Genomic DNA, 1,572 nt, shown 5'->3' on the forward strand with positions numbered 1-1,572 from the left:
CGTTATTGCTCACCGCCTTAGTACAGTCACGCAAGCAGATCAAGTATTAGTTATTCAACAGGGTCAAATCGTTGAGCAGGGGACTCACTTTGAATTAATTGAAAAGCAAGGAGTGTACGCTAACCTTTATGCTTTACAGTTAGCAACACTTAACCCTGAGTAATCTTTGTGAGGGTGTTCGCCTTTCGGGATTTGGTGAAGCACCCTGCGATTTCCCGTAACGGTAAGCCCCCACTAAATAGCGCACTCTGCCCCAATATTGCACGGGTTTTGGAAAATCGTAGGTTGGGTAGAGCGCGTAAGCGTTACCGAACGGGGGAGCAATCTTGGTATCTTTAGCCCCCAGACTCCTCAACTTCTGGAAAAACAACATCTTCATATAACAAAGAAATAGGACAACGGAAATCCACACTGTTCAGGTGAACTGCTGTTGCTGTTGTTTCCTCTAGCGAATAAGAAGTCAGCTCCCATTTTCCTTTTTCATTGAGACGGTAACATTCCACGCTCATTTTGTCTGCTTCAATGAGAACATATTCCCTTAAAGAATCAATTCTCCGATAATGCCTAAATTTCTGACCACGATCAAATGCTTCTGTACTTGGAGATAATACCTCTACAATTAAACAAGGGTGATAGATTACCTTGCGGGCTTTTTGGTCTTGTGGGTTAGAGCTGACTATGACATCTGGATAATGAAAAGGACCATTTTGCGAAACGCCGAGTATGTCATCTGCCAGCTGAATGTTACAGCCCGTGCCTCTAAGGTGGCTTTTAAGAGCAGTTGCAAGGTTAAGCGCAATATCATTATGAGGGATAGTTCCCCCTGTCATTGCAAAAACTTGCCCGTTAATATACTCGTACTTAACGGGTTGTTGTTCCTCCCACTCTAGATACTCTTCGGGAGTCATTAACTGATCTAGCGGTTGAGCAATCATTATTTTAAGAGTCTAATAGAGCTAAAAATCGCCGGATCAAACCAATTGTGACTGCGGGTAGTTCCAACTGCGGCGTTAATCCCACATCATCTAGCTGTTGAAAAACTCGAATTGCTTGTGGGTTCAGCTGAGCAAGACGGCGACCAATTTCTAGACCAGTGAATTGAGACTTTTGTCCCCAGATAATAGCAGTAGGGGTTACTAATTGTTGAATGTAAAGAGATAAATCAAAACATAAGTCCCCACGTACGAAAGACAACGCTGCATATTCCGCATTAGGTTGCTGTGCTGACTCTAAGTAAGCGTCGACAATTTCTTCGTACACTCTCGAAGGTTGTGCAAATTGCCGTTGTTCTAGGAAACTACGAATGCCGTTACTGGTAGCAATCCCAGTGCTGTAAAGTAGGCGATCTATAACAGGGATTTTTACCACTTGAGCAAACAAGCTTTTGGTATAATCTTCGCCAAAGTCAGAAAGTCCAGCCGGTGTTGTGAGAATCAAAGACTTAAATAGTTCTGGATTGGCGATCGCGACTCGAATTGTAAAGGCTGCTGTCAGAGAAGAAGCAATTACCCTAACTGGAGCATTGCAAGTCTGTTGTAAAAATTCCCGAATAGTCGTTAAGTAATCGGTTAC

The 1,572-nt window shown here is 43.3% G+C and carries 2 protein-coding genes; both read right to left on the minus strand.

The features are described 5' to 3' along the window. Positions 1-335 precede the first annotated feature (335 nt). The gene (locus G4P69_RS38080; protein WP_208355146.1) at positions 336-935 is read right to left on the minus strand and encodes a Uma2 family endonuclease; all 600 of its coding nucleotides are present in this window, start codon (positions 933-935) and stop codon (positions 336-338) included. A 4-nt stretch (positions 936-939) separates the two neighbouring features. Continuing rightward, positions 940-1,572 (minus strand): alpha/beta fold hydrolase (locus G4P69_RS38085; protein ID WP_208355150.1); only part of this gene is annotated, 633 nt, incomplete at its 5' end.

It is taken from the genome of Aetokthonos hydrillicola CCALA 1050 (assembly GCF_017591665.1).
Lineage (GTDB): Bacteria > Cyanobacteriota > Cyanobacteriia > Cyanobacteriales > Nostocaceae > Aetokthonos > Aetokthonos hydrillicola.